Here is a 15,265-nt window from a genome sequence, read left to right as displayed (position 1 = left end):
AGCCAGGCCGCGCAAGGCCCCGCCCTCGACAGAGCACCCGCACCAGTGACCAGCGGATAGAGCAACCTGGTTATCACTCACAGCGCCGGTGGTGGTGGAATCCCTCGCCGATTTACGGCAATATGCGCGCCGCCTCACGTTTGATTGCCAGTTACTGCCGGTAAAAACCGACACAGCCCGGCAATTTGTGAGTAGATTTGTGAGTAGATTTTCAACCGGCTATGGCTGGCGCCAGTGATTACAGGGGTTTTCGTGTCTGGTTCGATTCCGTCCCTGGCACCATTATTCCAAGCCTGCTGGTTTTGCCAGCGGGCTTTTTTGTGTCATCTCGGTCCGTCCAGGCCGCGTCGGCAGATCTGCCCAGGTTGGCCGGGTCTGTATCGGTGTCGTAGCCTGTCGGTCCAGCGAAACGACTTATTGGTCATATCCCCCACCTGTGCTAGCTTTGCGGCATTGCTTCAGATTGGATAACTTTACGTGACACCCCCTGCTCTCGAAGTGCGCAACCTGCACAAGCGCTATGGCGATCTTGAGGTTCTCAAGGGCGTCGACCTGCTGGCCCGGGATGGCGACGTCATTTCCATCCTCGGCTCGTCCGGTTCCGGGAAAAGCACCCTGTTGCGCTGCATCAACCTGCTGGAAAACCCCCATCAGGGCCAGATACTGGTCGCCGGCGAGGAGCTCAAGCTCAAGCCCAGTCGCGACGGCTCCCTGGTGGCCGCCGACCATGCCCAGATCAATCGCCTGCGGGCGCGGGTGGGGTTCGTGTTCCAGAGCTTCAACCTGTGGCCGCACATGACCATCCTGGAGAACATCATCGAAGCGCCGCGGCGTGTGCTGGGCCAGTCCAAGGCCGATGCCATCGCCGCCGCCGAGGTGTTCCTGGAGAAGGTCGGCATCGCCGACAAGCGCCATGCCTATCCGGCCCAGCTCTCCGGCGGCCAGCAACAGCGTGCGGCCATCGCCCGCACCCTGGCGATGAAGCCCCAGGTCATACTGTTCGACGAGCCGACCTCGGCACTGGACCCGGAAATGGTCAATGAGGTGCTCATGGTTATCCGGGCCCTGGCCGAAGAAGGACGTACTATGCTGTTGGTTACCCACGAGATGGGCTTTGCCCGTCAGGTGTCCAGTCAGGTGGTGTTCCTGCATCAGGGACAGGTGGAAGAGATCGGCACTCCGGAGCAGGTATTCGACAATCCCACCTCCGAGCGCTGCAGGCAGTTCATGTCCAGCCATAAGAAGGAGCAGTATCGATGAAAAGCTACAAGGCAGTTCTTCTGGCGGCCCTGGCCGCTGTATTCCTGGGTGGCCAGGCAGTGGCAGCCGACAAGCTGCGTATCGGCACCGAAGGCGCCTATCCTCCCTTCAACGAGATCGACAACACCGGCAAGGCGGTCGGCTTCGATCTGGATATCGCCCACGCTCTGTGCGAGAAGATGGGCGCCGAGTGCAGTGTGGTGACCTCCGACTGGGACGGCATCATCCCGGCACTCAATACCCGTCGCTTCGACTTCCTGGTGGCCTCCATGTCGATCACCGAGGAGCGCAAGCGTGCGGTGGACTTCACCGACCCCTATTACACCAACAAGCTGCAGTTCGTGGCGCCCAAGAACAGCGACTTCAAGGTGGACAATGACTACCTCAAGGGCAAGACCATTGGCGCGCAGCGGGCGACCATCGCCGGTCAGTGGCTGGAAGAGAACCTCGGTGACGTGGTGACCATCCGCCTCTACGACACCCAGGAAAACGCCTATCTGGATATGGCCTCCGGCCGTATCGACGGCGTGCTGGCTGACGTCTTCGTGCAGTACGAATGGCTGCAGAGCGACGCCGGTGCCAACTTCGAGCTCAAGGGTGAGCCGGTATTCGACGACGACCAGATCGGTATCGCCGTGCGCAAGGGTGATCCGCTGCGCGAGCGCCTGAACAAGGCCCTGGCTGAGATCATCGAAGACGGTACCTACGACGAGATCAACGCCAAGTACTTCCCCTTCAGCATCCGCTGATGGAAGGCCGGGCCCTGCGGGGCCCGGTTCCGCTTATCAGACCTGACACACATGCCTGACTTACACGGATTCGGTCCAGCCCTCCTGGAAGGGACCTGGATGACCATACGCCTGTCGCTGGCCTCGGTGGCTCTCGGGCTGCTGCTCGGCCTGCTCGGTGCCAGCGCCAAGGTTTCCGGCAACCGCGCCCTGCGCGGTGTCGGCGGCTTCTATACCTCGGTGGTACGCGGTGTGCCGGAGACCCTCTGGGTACTGATGGCCTACTACGGCACCACCTCACTGATGAACTGGCTCGGCAGCCACTTCGGCAACCCCTATCTGACCCTCAGCCCCTTCGCGGCCGGCACCATCGCCCTGGGGCTGTGTTTCGGTGCCTACGCCACCGAAGTCTTCCGCGGTGCCCTGCTGTCCCTGCATCCGGGCCAGCGTGAGGCCGGTCTGGCACTGGGCATGTCGCGGCTGCGCATCTTCTGGCGCATCACCCTGCCGCAGCTGTGGCGGGTTGCCCTGCCGGGGCTGGGCAATCTGTACCTGATCATGCTCAAGGATACTGCGCTGGTATCGCTGATCTCCCTCGAGGAGGTCATGCGCAAGGCCCAGGTGGCGGCCAACGCCACCAAGGAACCCTTCACCTTCTACTTCATGGCGGCACTGATCTACCTGGGTCTGACCGTCATCATCATGGCGGCGCTGCACTGGTTCGAGCACCGTGCCAACCGCGGCTATGCGAGGACCGAACTGTGACCTGGGCAGAACGTTGGGCAATGATAGTGCAGTGGGCGCCCATGCTCTGGGAGGGTACGCTGCTGACGCTCGAGCTGGTGGGCATCGCCGTGGTGGTGGGACTGTTCTTCGCCATCCCCCTGGGTCTGGCACGGGCTTCTCGGCACTGGTACATCCGTGCGCTGCCGTACAGCTACATTTTCTTCTTCCGCGGCACGCCGCTGCTGCTGCAGCTGTTTCTGGTGTACTACGGATTGTCCCAGTTCCAGGTGGTGCGCGACAGCTCGCTCTGGCCGTACCTGCGCGAACCCTACTGGTGCGCCCTGATCACCATGACCCTGCATACCGCGGCCTATATCGCCGAGATCCTGCGCGGCGCCATTCAGGCCGTTCCGCCGGGTGAGGTGGAGGCAGCCCGGGCATTGGGCATGTCCAAACGGCAGGCTCTGCAGCACATCATCCTGCCCCGGGCCATCCGCATCGGTCTGCCGGCCTATGGCAACGAGGTCATCCTCATGCTCAAGGCCAGCGCCGTGGTCTATACCGTGACCCTGCTGGACATCATGGGCGTGGTGCGCACCCTGAACGCGCGTACCTACCAGTATGAGATGTTCTTCATGGTTGCCGGGCTGATCTATCTGTCCATTACCCTGGTGTTCACCCAGCTGTTCAAGCTGGTCGAGCGCTGGCTGAAAGTGGATGCCAGCCGCACCCGTTGACGCGGGCATCGACTACGCTGCCCGTTTTGCCGAACTGGATGCCTGGCTGCTCGAGCACCAGGCACTCTGGCGCCCGCGGCCTTTCACCACTGTGCATCTGCCCTGGGAGGCCGACTGGCCGGAACTGGCCAACTGGCTGCGCAGCCGCACTCTGGAGCAGGCCGAAGCGGCGCACAACCAGCCGCATCTGCTCGAGGGTGCACCAAGGCCCTTCGCCCAGCTGGCCCAGCGCGCCCTCGAACTGAGCCAATTGCCGCACTATCAGCCATCAGTCGATCCCGGGTTGTCGAGCACCCGCTCGACGACAGAACAGCGGCAGACCGCAGACCTGCTCAGCCGCCACATTCCCGGCCGCAAATGGCAACAGATCACCCATTTCGCCGCATGCGTCCGTCATGGCTGGCAGCAACCTGCAACGCACTGGCTGGACTGGTGTGCCGGCAAGGGCCATCTGGGCCGGCTGCTGGCATGGCAGGCCGGCAAGCCACTGACCTGCCTTGAGCGCGATCCGCAGCTCAACCGACAGGGCGTAGAGCTGGGGCGTCAGCTGGGGGTAAGCAGCAGCCATGTGGATGCCGATGTGCTTGACCCGGACAGCTGGTCGCAGCTGCAGACCCAGCACAGCGTTGTGGCACTGCACGCCTGTGGGCAACTGCACATGACTCTGCTTGAACAGGCGGCTCGCCGGGGCTGCCGTCAATTGGCGCTGTCCCCCTGCTGCTACAACCGCATCGAGAGTGCCAGCTACCAGCCGATGTCCGCCCGTGCCCGTGCCAGCGTTCTGCGCCTGAGCCGGGAGGATCTCGGGCTGCCCCTGCAGGAGAGCATCACCGCCGGGCAGCGAGTGCGTCGCCTGCGCGACCAGTCCATGGCCTGGCGCCTGGCCTTCGATATCTGGCAAAGGCAGGCAAGGGGAGTGGATCAGTACCTGCCCACGCCCTCACGTCCGGAGAGCGCCCTGGCGCAGGGCATTGCCCACTTCTGCCGGGACCTGGCCGCCCACCACGGCCTGCAACTGCGGGAGCCGGAAGACTGGCAGGCCCTGGAACAGCAGGGCTGGCAGCGACTGGCCGAGGTGCGCAACCTGGAGCTGGTACCCGGGCTGTTCCGCCGGCCATTGGAAATCTGGCTGCTGCTCGACCGCGGGCTCTACCTGCAGGAGTGTGGATATCAGGTGCGCCTGGGCCAGTTCTGCGAATCCACCCTGACCCCGCGCAACCTCCTGCTGCTGGCCGAACTCCCTGACGCACAGCTCGCCCCCACCCTGTAAACCGGTTGCACACAGAGTTATCCACAGGGTTTCGCTTTCCAAAGTTATCCCCGAACGCTGTGCATAACAATGTTGATGAGCGCTTGGTAACCTGCCGCGAGCCGCGTATAACGCGGCCTGTAGCGAAGCGTACAAAAAATGATCGCTGTGAATGAGTGTGGAGAAACAATGGCTTACGAGCTTAATGTCAAGTAGCGCTGGAGAAGTAATTCACAAGTGAGGGTTTGAGGGAAATGCTTGACTGCAGATGCTTAAAGGACTCTGGGGTGACCAAGATCAAAGTGTCTGTGACCACCTCGCCACAGCTCGCGTGAAACCAGCTTTTCGATGATGACGGCCTTGGTTCGCTGTTGGGTTCCGAGAAGGTAACCCCCGGCGTAACCCACCCCAGAAACGAAAAAGGCCTGCATCTCTGCAAGCCTTGATCTACATGGTGCCGGCACCAGGAGTCGAACCCGGGACCTACTGATTACAAGTCAGTTGCTCTACCAGCTGAGCTATACCGGCGCGGGAATGCATTATATAGAGTGGGCAGGATCTGTAAAGCATCGCTCTCAAAAAAGCCCGGCGGCACCGTCGGTGGGAACTCCTTGTCCTTGTGTAGTTCGGCAGGCGTTGGCCTGCTCCTTGCTTCGTCACTGCCGAGCAAAAACTCTGCAATCAACGGAACGAGGAACACACCATGGTTTCAAGTCGCGAAGAAGTTACCCGTCTGATCATCGCCAGCAAGGTGCGCAAGGGCCTTAAATGGCAGCAGGTTGCCGAGGTGGTGGGGCTGTCGAAGGAGTTTGTCGCCGCCGGCTGTCTGGGCCAGATGACCTTCAACAAGACCCAGGCCGAGGCGCTGGGTGACCTGTTCGAGCTGCCCGACGAGGCGGTGGCCTGGTTGCAGATCGTGCCCTACAAAGGTGCACTGCCCACCGCCGTGCCCACTGATCCACTCATCTACCGCTGGTACGAAATCGTCAGCGTGTACGGCACCACCATCAAGGAGCTGATTCACGAGGAGTTCGGTGACGGGATCATGAGCGCCATCGACTTTTCCATGGATATCCAGCGCGAGCCCGATCCGAAGGGGGACCGGGTGAAGGTATTGCTGTCCGGCAAGTTTCTCCCCTACAAGAGCTATTAATGGTGGGCGCCTTATACGGCGCCTGCCCCCCAGTAGCGAGCGGCGCGCGTCAGCGTGGATATGAGCTGGCAACTCAGCGCAGCATCAACAGCGCCGTCTGGCAACGGCGCAGCATGGTGGTCGTGGTGCTCCCGATAAAGAACTCGCGGATGCGCGAGTGGCCATAGGCGCCCATCGCCAGCAGGTCGAACTGGTGTTCCTGCTGGTAACCCAGCAGGGCGTCCTCGACCTCGCCGGACAGCACAACCACCTCAGTCTGGTAGCCGGCATCGCCCAGGCGCGTGGCGGCTGCGGCCAGCTGTTGTCTGTGGTTTCCGGTGTCGGCACCTATCATCACCACATGGATGGGCAGGCCCCGCAGCAGGGGGCTCTGGCAGAGCATGTCGATACCCTTTTCCGCGGTGGCACTGCCGTCGTAGGCGAGCAGCACGCTGCGTGGAATCCGGAAAACCGACGGCGTCACCAGCACCGGACGGCGCATGCTGCGGATAGCGTTTTCCAGGTGACTGCCGATTACCTGGCTGGGGCGCAAGCTACCGTCGCCGCGCTTGCCCATGACCAGCAGGCGCATGTCCGACTCCAGTTCCTGCAGGGTCTCCACCAGGCTGCCGTGGCGGTGCATCAGCTGCGGCTCCTGATAGCCGGCCTCGATGATGCGCTGGCGGGCTGCTTCCAGAGTCAGCTGGCCCTGTTCCTGGGCCAGGCGGGCACGCTCTTCATCCAGCCGGGCCAGCTCCTCCATCAGCTGCTCACGGCCGTCCAGGCCGATATCCACGCTCGGATCGTTGCTCTGCGGGTACAGGGTCCGGTCGAGTACGTGCAGCAGGATCAGCGGCGCGCCCAGCTGCTGGCTGGCCCAGGCTGCGTGATCGCAGACCGAGGGGGTGGAAGGTGAACCATCAATGCAGGCAATGATGTGCGTCATGGCGTCGTCCTCTGGTCAGTGACTCATCAGCGTATCCGTCGCCCCGGTTCGTCATGTGCCACGGAGCGGTCGCGTGGGTCTGATAGCCCGCGCGCTCCCTGGCGCCCTCAAGGTGGAACCGGGGTACCGCCTTGCTCAGCATAGATGCTGGGGTGGTATCCCGGAAGTGGGCGTCAGGCCAGGGCGGCTGTCACTCTGAATGTCACGCGGCTGTGCGACGACGCCTGATCACCACAAAGCCCACCACCAGACCGAGCACTGAGGCAACCACCGAGCCCGCAAGCACGCCCAGCTTGGCGGCGCCCAGCAGGTTGGGGTCGGTGAAGGCCAGCATGCTGATGAAGATGGACATGGTGAAGCCGACTCCGGCGAACAGGCCGATCAGACAGATGCCTGCCCAGCCGGCGCCTTCGGGCAGGGTGCACAGGCGCAGGCGTACCATCAACCAGGTCATCCCGACGATACCCAGGGGCTTGCCCAGGACCAGGCCGGCGATCACGCCCAGCGTCACCCACTGGGCACCGCTGACCGACAGGTCAATGCCGTCCAGGGTGATGCCGGCGTTGGCCAGAGCGAATACCGGCATTATCACGAATGCCACCCATGGGTGCAGGGCATGCTGCACGCGTACCACTGGCGGCAATATTTCCCGCTGGGCCAGGCGCAGGGAGCGCAGGTGGGTGTTCATCTGCTCCAGGTCCCGGCTGGCACTGGAGCCGCGGCCGGTCAGTTCGCCGGCAATGCGGCTGAGCATGTCCAGTGGGCGTTCGCGCAGTCGCACCGGCACTACGGGCGTCATCATTCCCAGTACCACGCCGGCCAGGGTAGGGTGAGCGCCGGTCATCAGCATGCCGCTCCACAGCACAATCCCCGGGAGCACATAAGCGAAGGCGCTGCCGATACCCATCTGCTGCATGGCCAGAACCATCAGCACGCCCACACCGGCCACCAGAAAGCCGCTGGGGTCCAGCCCTTCGGAGTAGAACAGGGCAATGATGAGGATGGCGACTATGTCATCGATGATCGCCAGGGCCAGCAGGAAGATGCGCACCGTGCTGGGAATCGAGGGCCCCAGCAGCGCCAGCAGGCCCACCGCAAAGGCGATGTCCGTGGCCGTGGGAATGGCCCAGCCATGCAGCCCGGCATTGCCCATGTTCAGCCCGAGATAGATCAGCGCTGGCACCAGTACACCGCCTCCGGCGGCGGCGATCGGCAGCATCGCCTGGCGCAGATCGCTCAGTGACCCCTCATGGATCTCGCGCTTGACCTCCATGCCTACTACCAGGAAGAACACCGTCATCAGCACATCGTTGATCCAGAAGTGCAACGGTTGGGAAAAACTCAGGTTGCCCAGGGTAATGGCCAGTGGGGTATGCCAGAGATCGTGGTAGGAGTGGGCAAGCGGCGAATTGGCCCAGATCAGTGCAATAGCGGCAGCCACCAGCAGGACAATGCCGCTGGATGCCTGAATGTGCATGAAGCGTTCGACGGTGGCGAAGGCACGCTGGGTGAAAAGCTGGGCGCGGGGCAACGGCTGCCCGGCATGACGGTGTGGCATCATGGCGTCTCCTGCGTGGGCGGCCCGACCCTCGCAAAATACCTGTCCTTTCCGCACCATGCGGCGACACACCTTGGCAGCGAATATAGCGTCTGGTTCGGGCTCTGGCCACCATGGGTTGGACTAAAGGATAGATTTCAGCCTAGACCCGGCTGCGGGATATTGCTCGGCCGGAGCAACGGGTTGCTGTATATTAGCGATTTCTAATGATTTGTCGGACCGGCGCCATCGCTGGTTCGGGAGTTTGTGCAGGAGAGTCAGCAGGTGATCAAATCCCGATACATACCCTTGGTAACGGCATTCGCGATGTCGTTGTACATGGTCAGCATCATGACCTTCGTTATTACCTGGGTGAACACCGGCATGGATGAGGCCTTCCTGCAACGTTGGTGGCGGGCCTTCTATATCGCCTGGCCGATTGCCTTTACCCTGATCCTTGTCGGCGCGCCGCGCATCACCCGCGCCATCCTGCGCCTGAAGCGGGACGAGACGCCGCGCTGAGCAGGGGCCACTCAGGCTGGCTCCACCGCAGTTTGCAGCGGACCAGTGAGTCACTCCGGGGGCGATGGGTTCCAGCGCCTGCTCCCTATTGCCTGACCTCGGGTAAAGGGCTAGTTTCATTGATAGCAATATGATGTTGTCGATCAAACTGGACCACCCGAGGATCCTGCACCATGCTGCAACGCTATCTGGGACTGTTGATCCCGTCCTCCATCAACCGGCCATCCCAGCTGATGCTGGCGCGCATCATCGCCTTCTCGGCGGTAATCAGTTTGCTCATTGCGTTGTACAGCGGCATCAAGTGGGCGCGCCTGGGTAACGGCCCCCTGGTGATGGGGTCGCTGGTGCTCGGGCTGGGCATGATCGGTGTGGTGGCGGTATTGCGCAGCGGTCGGCTGAGTCTGGAGCTGGTCGGCAATCTGGCGCTGCTGTTCTTCTACAGTTACGCGATGCAGCTGGTCTACCAGCTCGGCGGACTGCATTCGGCACACATCTTCTGGCCCGTGGTGCTGGTGGTCCTCGCCTATGTACTGGTCAGCCCCCGCAGTGGTGCGTTCTGGGCGGCGGTGTCGGTGATCTTCGTGAGCTGGCTGATCTGGCTGGATCGCAGCGGCGCGGCGCTGCCGATCTTCGAGCTGAGTCCCAGGGAAGAAATGATCAACACCTGGTCCGGCTTCCTGCTGCCCATGATCACCGTGTGGATAGCCCAGTGGTTCAACGCCCGTCAGCGCAACATGGCGGTGGCCGAGGCCGAGCGCGGGGTCGAGGAAGTGTTGCAGTCCGGGCGGCAGGTCGAGCTCAAGGAGCAGCAGCTGGCCGCCCTGGTCGATGAAGTGCGCCTGAGTGCCGGTGAGTTGCTGCAGATGGCCGGGCAGCTGGAAAGCACCCTGGCGGGGGTGCGCCAGCGCTGCGAAGCCATAGATGCGGACAGCCGTGCCCAGGCCGAGACCATGCAGCAGCTGGATTATCTGGCCGATCAGGTGCTGCAGCAGCTGTCGCGCACCACCGCGCAGATGCAGGAGTTGAACCAGCACACTGCGGTAAGCAGCTCACAGATCGAGGACTGCGTCAGCCAGATGCAGGAAGCGGAAAACAGCATGCAGGCGATCCAGCAGAGTAATCAGCGGATCGAGGAATCCATGCAGATGATCAGCGCCATCGCCCACCAGACCAACCTGCTGGCGCTCAATGCCGCCATCGAGGCGGCCCGGGCCGGTGAGCAGGGAAGGGGCTTTGCCGTGGTGGCCGACGAGGTGCGCAGCCTGTCGCTGCGCAGCAACGAGACCGCCGACAGGGTCCAGCAGGTACTGGGCGACTCGCACAGCACCGTCGATACCGGCGTCACCCAGGTGACCAGCGCCGGTAGCACGCTGCTGACCACTGCGGAGCAGACCCGCAAACTGGCCGAGTCGATAGCCGCGCAGAAGCAGGCGCTGGATCAGGCCCATGGGCAACTGGTGGATGTGCGCGAATTCAGTGCCCAGCAGCGTGCCGCCACCCAGCGGCAGCATCAGGCCAGCAGCGAGCTGCTCAATGCCCAGCAGGAGCTCAGCCAGCTGGGCGAGCGGCTGGCCGATCTGTCACGTCAACTGCACCAGCGCATCGCCGGTTGAGCCGCGGGCTCAGCCGGCCGCTGAACGTATCGTCTTCTGCACGGTGGCAGCCAGCTGCTGCAGGCGCGGCAGGTAGTCCTGCTCCAGGACTTCCATCGGCACCCGGGCGGCGTTGGTACTGATATTCACTGCCCCCAGCAGATCCCCGTTGCCGGCAAATACCGGCGCGGCCACCGAGCGCAGCCCCAGATCCAGCTCCTGATCGATGATGCAGTAACCCTGACGGCGGGCCTGCAGAATCGCCTTGCGCAGTTCCTCGCGGGTGGTCAGTGACTGCGGGGTGTGGGCCTGCGGCTCGATCTGCAGCAGCCGTGCTTCCAGCTCGCTGTCACTCAGTTGGGCGAGCAGAACCCGGCCCATGGAGGTATAGGCGGCCGGCAGACGGGTCCCCGCCGACAGGGTAATGGCCATCAGGCGGTGCGGCGCCGCCGAACGCACCACATAGACCACCTCTATCCCATCCAGCACGCTCAGCGAGGAAGACTCGCCAATCTCCTCGGTAATGTCCCGCAGGTAGTGTTGAATCACCGTGTGGTACTGGTTGGATGACTGGAAGGCCTGACTGAGCTCAAGCACGCGAGGTGTCAGCTCGAAGTAGCGCCCGTCTCGCCTTACATAGCCCAGCGATTCGAGCGTCAGCAGAAAGCGCCGTGCCTTGGCCCTGTCCATATCGGTGCGGCCGGCCATTTCCGTCAGGGTCATCCGTGAATGCTCGGCATCGAACGCCGTGAGCACCTGCAGCCCCGAAGCCAGAGCCGCCACATAGTCCCGGTCACCGGGTTTGAGTTTGTTATCCAGAGTCCTGCCTCCTGAGTTACCCGGAAATCCTACCACTGTTCGCATGGCGAACATCAGTTCCCTTGGTCGTTCGACCAAAGGATGGAGTTGACGCGCACAAATTATATGCGTCATGATGTTCGCATGTAAAACATAAGTTCGTAATACGAACAAAAGATGTCGCTACAGGAGACATGTGATGGCTGAATTTCTCTCTCTGAAGGACGCGGTGAAGACCCTCATCAATGATGGCGACACCGTCGCGCTGGAAGGCTTCACCCACCTGATTCCCTTCGCCGCCGGCCACGAGATCATCCGTCAGGGCAAGCGGGATCTGACCCTGATCCGCATGACCCCGGACCTGGTCTACGACCAGATGATCGGCGCCGGCTGCGCGAAGAAGCTGATCTTCTCCTGGGGCGGCAACCCCGGTGTCGGCTCCCTGCACCGCATGCGCGATGCCGTTCAGTCCGGCTGGCCGCAGCCGCTGGAGCTGGTCGAGCACAGCCACGCCGCCATGGCCAACGCCTACGAGGCGGGTGCGGCCGGTCTGCCGCTGGCGGTACTGCGCGGCTACATCGGCAGCGACCTGCCGATGGTCAACGACCAGATCAAATTCATCGAATGCCCTTTCACCGGTGAGCGCCTGGCCGCCGTGCCCTCGGTACGCCCGGATGTCACCGTGATCCACGCCCAGCGCGCCGACCGCAAGGGCAACGTGCTGGTGGAAGGCATCGTCGGTGTGCAGAAGGAAGCCGTGCTGGCGGCCAAGCGCAGCATCGTCACCGTGGAAGAGATCGTTGATGACCTGGGTGCTTCGGTTAACGCCTGCGTGATTCCCTCCTGGGCCATCACCGCCATTGCCGTCGCCGAGCGGGGCGCTGCACCGTCCTACGCCCTGGGTTACTACGAGCGCAACAACGCCTTCTACAAGGAATGGGACGCCATCGCCCGTGATCGCGAGCTGTTCCAGGCCTGGCTGCAAGAAAACGTATTCGAGAAAGGAGCTGCCTGAGATGACTATTGAATTCACCTCCTCGGAAATGATGAGCATCACCGCCGCTCGGGCGCTTACCAACGACATGACCTGCTTCGTCGGTATCGGCCTGCCCAGCGAGGCAGCCAACCTGGCGCGCCTGACCCATGCTCCCGACATCACCCTGATCTACGAATCCGGTACCCTGCAGACCGCCCCGGACGTACTGCCGCTGTCAATCGGTGATGGCGAGCTGTGCTCCTCGGCCCTGACCACAGTGTCGGTTCCGGAGATGTTCCGGTACTGGCTGCAGGGCGGTCACATCAGCGTCGGCTTCCTCGGCACTGCCCAGATCGACCGTTACGCCAACCTCAACACCACCCTGATCGGTGACTACCGCAATCCCAAGGTCCGTCTGCCCGGCGGCGGCGGCGCACCGGAGATCGCCACCAACGCCAAGGAAGTGTTCATCACCGTCAAGCACTCCAAGCGCACCTTCGTGAAGGACGTGGATTTCATCACCACCGTCGGCTTCGGTCGCGATGGCAAGGCCCGGGACAATGTGCCGAACATCGGCCGTGGCCCGACCGTGGTCATCACCGACCTGTGCATCCTCAAGCCGGACCCGGAGACCAAAGAGCTGGTCGTCACCTCGCTGCACCCGGGCGTGACCCGCGAGCAGGTCATCGAGGCCACCGGCTGGGAAATCCGCTTCGCCGAGCAGCTGGAAACCACACCCGAGCCGACCGACGAGGAGCTGACCGTGCTGCGTGAGCTCAAGGCCCGCACCGACGCCCACCACGCCGGCAACTGAGGACACCGACATGACAGACGTATTCATTTGCAACCCCAAACGCACCGCCATCGGACGCTTCGGCGGTACGCTCGCCAGCGTACGCCCCGACGACCTGGCTGCCCGGGTATTCGAGGCCGTGCTGGCCCAGTCGCCGGAACTCAACCCCGAAGCCATCGAAGAAGTGATCATGGGCTGCGCCAACCAGGCCGGTGAGGACAACCGCAACGTCGCGCGTATGTCCGCACTGTTGGCAGGCCTGCCGACCAGCGTACCGGGCACCACCATGAACCGCCTGTGCGGCTCCGGCATGGACGCGGTCGGTACCGCCTTCCGCGCCATCCGCGCCGGGGAAATGGATCTGGTACTGGCCGGTGGCGTGGAATCCATGTCCCGCGCGCCCTACGTCATGGGCAAGGCCGACAGCGTCTTCTCCCGCGGGCAGAAGATCGAGGACACCACCATCGGCTGGCGCTTCGTCAACCCGCTGATGAAGAAGCAGTACGGCATCGACTCCATGCCGGAGACCGCCGAGAACGTTGCCGAACAGTTCAACATCTCCCGTGAAGACCAGGACCTGTTCGCCCTGCGTTCCCAGGAAAAGACTGCCAAGGCTCAGGCCGCCGGCATCTTCGCCGAGGAAATCGTCGCCATCGAGATCCCGCGTCGCAAGCAGGAGCCGCTGATTTTCGACAAGGACGAGCACCCCCGCGCCTCCACCCTGGAGAAACTGGCCGCGCTGCCCGCCCCCTTCCGTGAAAACGGCAGCGTTACCGCCGGCAACGCCTCCGGCGTCAACGACGGCGCCGCCGCCATGCTGGTCGCCAGTGCCGATGCAGTGCAGAAACACGGCCTCAAGCCGGTCGCCAGGATCCTCGGCATGGCCACCGCCGGCGTCGAGCCGCGCATCATGGGCATCGGCCCGGTACCGGCAGTACGCAAGCTGCTGGACAAGCAGGGGCTGACCATCGATCAGATCGACGTCATCGAACTGAACGAAGCCTTCGCCGCCCAGGGTCTGGCCGTCATGCGCGAACTGGGTGTCAAGGACGACGACGCCCGGGTCAACCCCAACGGCGGCGCCATCGCCCTGGGCCACCCGCTGGGCATGTCCGGCGCCCGCCTGCTGATGACCGCCGCCCTGCAACTGCAGCGCACCGGCGGCCGCTACGCCCTGTGCACCATGTGTGTAGGTGTAGGCCAGGGCATCGCCATGCTCATCGAGCGGGTATAAGTCTCACGGCACAGAGCGCTCACAGGGCGCTCTGTTGTCGGCATTCCAATGCCCATTCAAAAACCATTCAGTCCCGGACTGGGCATTGAAATACCGATCCTTTCGACTCACCGACCGTCGGGGTGTAGCGCGCCTGAGCTACGCCAGTTCTGTGTTGCTGCGAAGCAGTAGTACCATGCAGACATTCGTTGGCAGAGATAAAGGATTAGCAATGGCAAGGAAGGATTGGACACCCGAGCAGGTCAAACTAGCATTTCATCTCTACTGCCAGTTGCCGTTCGGGCGCCTGCACCGAGGCAACCCCGAGGTTATCGCCCTGGCCAACCTCATTGAGCGCAGTCCGTCGGCTGTAGCGATGAAGCTCGTCAACTTCGCCAGCTTAGACCCCGTGATCACCGCATCGGGCCGCAAAGGATTGAGCGGTGCATCGAAACTGGATCGAGCTGTATGGGACCAGTTCCATGCGGACTGGGAAGGGCTTGTGCTGGAGGCTAATCGTATCCGTCAAGCGCTCGGCGACCCAGCTACCGACAACGACCTGGAAGTCGAGAACCCGGTGGCGGACTTCACCGGACAAACCCGTGCTCAGCTTGTCCAGCAACGTATAGGCCAGACATTCTTCCGCCGAACCGTACTATCCAGCTATCACGACCGTTGCTGTATTACAGGCCTGTCAGAACCGCGTTTGCTGCTGGCCAGTCATATTGTCCCCTGGGGCCAAGATAAAGCGAATCGCCTAAACCCTCGCAACGGCCTATGTTTGTCCGCACTCTATGATCGTGCTTTTGACCAAGGGCTGATCACCCTAGATGAGGACTGGCGCGTGGTGCTGTCTACGGCGCTGAAAGAACCTAAGCCACCCCTGCAACAACATTTTCAGTCCGTTGAAGGCCAAAGAATAGAACTACCTGAGCGGTTCATGCCCGACTCCGATTTGATGCAGTTACACCGAGAGCGAATCTTCCTAGGTTAAGTCGGAGTGCTGCTGGAAAGCTGCGCCGAGGGGCGCAGCTTCCACATGCGCGGAGCGGAAAG

15 protein-coding genes and 1 tRNA gene are annotated in these 15,265 nt (G+C 62.6%); 12 read left to right on the top strand and 4 right to left on the bottom strand.

From position 1 onward, the window contains the following. Positions 1 to 477 precede the first annotated feature (477 nt). From BM046_RS09115 to BM046_RS09095, 5 genes are read left to right on the top strand one after another with little or no spacing between them, the layout of a single operon-like run. The gene (locus BM046_RS09115) at positions 478 to 1,260 is read left to right on the top strand and encodes an ABC transporter ATP-binding protein (RefSeq protein ID WP_090538793.1); all 783 of its coding nucleotides are present in this window, start codon (positions 478 to 480) and stop codon (positions 1,258 to 1,260) included. Continuing rightward, positions 1,257 to 2,009, top strand: coding sequence for an ABC transporter substrate-binding protein (locus tag BM046_RS09110; protein ID WP_090538792.1), 753 nt, complete (start codon positions 1,257 to 1,259; stop codon positions 2,007 to 2,009). The genes BM046_RS09115 and BM046_RS09110 overlap by 4 nt, the downstream gene beginning before the upstream one ends. Positions 2,010 to 2,060: 51 nt before the next feature. Further along, positions 2,061 to 2,753, top strand: a complete 693-nt coding sequence (locus BM046_RS09105; RefSeq protein WP_090538791.1) for an ABC transporter permease — start codon at positions 2,061 to 2,063, stop codon at positions 2,751 to 2,753. Between the two features lie 20 nt (positions 2,754 to 2,773). Then, positions 2,774 to 3,451 carry an ABC transporter permease gene (locus BM046_RS09100; protein ID WP_090538790.1) on the top strand — a complete coding sequence of 226 codons (678 nt, stop codon included), beginning with the start codon at positions 2,774 to 2,776 and terminating at the stop codon, positions 3,449 to 3,451. Next, positions 3,432 to 4,721 carry a methyltransferase gene (locus BM046_RS09095; RefSeq protein WP_090538789.1) on the top strand — a complete coding sequence of 430 codons (1,290 nt, stop codon included), beginning with the start codon at positions 3,432 to 3,434 and terminating at the stop codon, positions 4,719 to 4,721. Before BM046_RS09100 ends, BM046_RS09095 begins: the two co-directional genes overlap by 20 nt. A gap of 431 nt (positions 4,722 to 5,152) precedes the next feature. On the opposite strand, the gene BM046_RS09090 is transcribed toward BM046_RS09095, so the two are convergent. Then, a tRNA-Thr gene (locus BM046_RS09090) sits at positions 5,153 to 5,228 on the bottom strand. 175 nt (positions 5,229 to 5,403) lie between these two features. On the opposite strand from BM046_RS09090, the gene cynS reads away from it, so the two are divergent. Continuing rightward, entirely contained in the window at positions 5,404 to 5,853 is a 450-nt protein-coding gene (gene cynS / locus BM046_RS09085; RefSeq protein WP_090538788.1) for a cyanase, read from the top strand. A 73-nt stretch (positions 5,854 to 5,926) separates the two neighbouring features. Here cynS and BM046_RS09080 read toward each other — a convergent pair whose 3' ends face one another. Both BM046_RS09080 and nhaA read right to left on the bottom strand, forming a co-directional pair. Beyond that, the gene (locus tag BM046_RS09080) at positions 5,927 to 6,778 is read right to left on the bottom strand and encodes a universal stress protein (protein ID WP_090538787.1); all 852 of its coding nucleotides are present in this window, start codon (positions 6,776 to 6,778) and stop codon (positions 5,927 to 5,929) included. A 202-nt stretch (positions 6,779 to 6,980) separates the two neighbouring features. Next, positions 6,981 to 8,339, bottom strand: a complete 1,359-nt coding sequence (nhaA, locus tag BM046_RS09075; protein ID WP_235818612.1) for a Na+/H+ antiporter NhaA — start codon at positions 8,337 to 8,339, stop codon at positions 6,981 to 6,983. A gap of 261 nt (positions 8,340 to 8,600) precedes the next feature. On the opposite strand from nhaA, the gene BM046_RS09070 reads away from it, so the two are divergent. After that, entirely contained in the window at positions 8,601 to 8,837 is a 237-nt protein-coding gene (locus BM046_RS09070) for a DUF2798 domain-containing protein (protein ID WP_218150026.1), read from the top strand. Positions 8,838 to 9,010: 173 nt separating this feature from the next. Next, positions 9,011 to 10,450: a methyl-accepting chemotaxis protein gene (locus BM046_RS09065; protein WP_090538785.1), complete on the top strand. Its 1,440-nt coding sequence runs from the start codon at positions 9,011 to 9,013 to the stop codon at positions 10,448 to 10,450. A 9-nt stretch (positions 10,451 to 10,459) separates the two neighbouring features. On the opposite strand, the gene BM046_RS09060 is transcribed toward BM046_RS09065, so the two are convergent. After that, on the bottom strand, positions 10,460 to 11,293 hold the full coding sequence (locus BM046_RS09060; protein ID WP_090538956.1) for an IclR family transcriptional regulator domain-containing protein: 834 nt from the start codon (positions 11,291 to 11,293) through the stop codon (positions 10,460 to 10,462). 133 nt (positions 11,294 to 11,426) lie between these two features. Between BM046_RS09060 and BM046_RS09055 the strand changes: the two genes are divergently transcribed. The 4 genes from BM046_RS09055 (at position 11,427) to BM046_RS09040 (ending at position 15,203) form a co-directional block, all read left to right on the top strand. Beyond that, positions 11,427 to 12,242, top strand: coding sequence for a CoA transferase subunit A (locus BM046_RS09055; RefSeq protein ID WP_090538784.1), 816 nt, complete (start codon positions 11,427 to 11,429; stop codon positions 12,240 to 12,242). Between the two features lie 7 nt (positions 12,243 to 12,249). Then, the gene (locus BM046_RS09050) at positions 12,250 to 13,017 is read left to right on the top strand and encodes a CoA-transferase subunit beta (protein ID WP_235818615.1); all 768 of its coding nucleotides are present in this window, start codon (positions 12,250 to 12,252) and stop codon (positions 13,015 to 13,017) included. Between the two features lie 10 nt (positions 13,018 to 13,027). Then, the gene (gene pcaF, locus BM046_RS09045) at positions 13,028 to 14,230 is read left to right on the top strand and encodes a 3-oxoadipyl-CoA thiolase (protein WP_090538782.1); all 1,203 of its coding nucleotides are present in this window, start codon (positions 13,028 to 13,030) and stop codon (positions 14,228 to 14,230) included. A 175-nt stretch (positions 14,231 to 14,405) separates the two neighbouring features. Continuing rightward, a complete protein-coding gene (locus BM046_RS09040) occupies positions 14,406 to 15,203 on the top strand; it encodes an HNH endonuclease (RefSeq protein ID WP_218150025.1) in 798 nt (265 codons plus the stop codon). Positions 15,204 to 15,265 lie beyond the last annotated feature (62 nt).

The organism is Halopseudomonas formosensis (genome assembly GCF_900115905.1).
Classification (GTDB): domain Bacteria; phylum Pseudomonadota; class Gammaproteobacteria; order Pseudomonadales; family Pseudomonadaceae; genus Halopseudomonas; species Halopseudomonas formosensis.
This window is presented reverse-complemented; position numbering and strand designations above follow the sequence as displayed.